Below are 656 nucleotides of genomic sequence, written 5' to 3' on the forward strand. Positions count from 1 at the left end.
ATCAGCCGCTCGAAAAGATTATCTGTTTATTTAGTGAAGTGGTTTTAGAACAAGGTTTGCTGACGCTTCTCAGGCACTTGTTGAACTTCACCGTAATCGCGTAGCTTATCCATCTTACGGATATCCAAACGTAACTCTGTGACGTAACTGTCTTCAACTAAGTAACTGCGCACGACCTCTGCACCGCGAATCACGCCATCGACCGCGCCACTCGTGCTTTCAATGCCAAGACGCTGATCTTCAAGTTCGGCTCGACCGCTTACTCGCATGCCGTAAACTTGCTCTGCTAACTCACGATACGCATCAATTTTTGATGCTCGCATCGCGCGCACACGTTTTTCTTCTACCGTGCGGCCAGTTTGTTCGCTTACGCTTGCATAACCTACCGCCACTAAAATTTCATCTTGGCGCATCTGTTGTAATGGCTGACATCCCACAAGCACCAAGGTGGCAATAATAAATAATAACTTCTTCATGGTTCTATCCTATGGGCGGAGAATCACAGTGTATGGCTGGCGAATAGTTGGGTCTGAACGAATCAACACGCCATCTTGGGTACGGATGCTATTTAGCGTATCCAAATCACGACCGATTCGGTCTGCAGGCAAGAACCCTTGCGCTGTCGCAACCACAACACGGCTTTGCATACCAACAAC

At 48.0% G+C, this 656-nt stretch carries 1 protein-coding gene; it reads right to left on the bottom strand.

The window, feature by feature from the left end; translation table 11 throughout:
• Positions 1–44: 44 nt before the first annotated feature.
• The gene (gene flgP / locus R7R24_RS27575) at positions 45–476 is read right to left on the bottom strand and encodes a flagellar assembly lipoprotein FlgP (RefSeq protein WP_005453982.1); all 432 of its coding nucleotides are present in this window, start codon (positions 474–476) and stop codon (positions 45–47) included.
• Positions 477–656 lie beyond the last annotated feature (180 nt).

The sequence above is a fragment of the Vibrio sp. 704 genome (genome assembly GCF_033339295.1).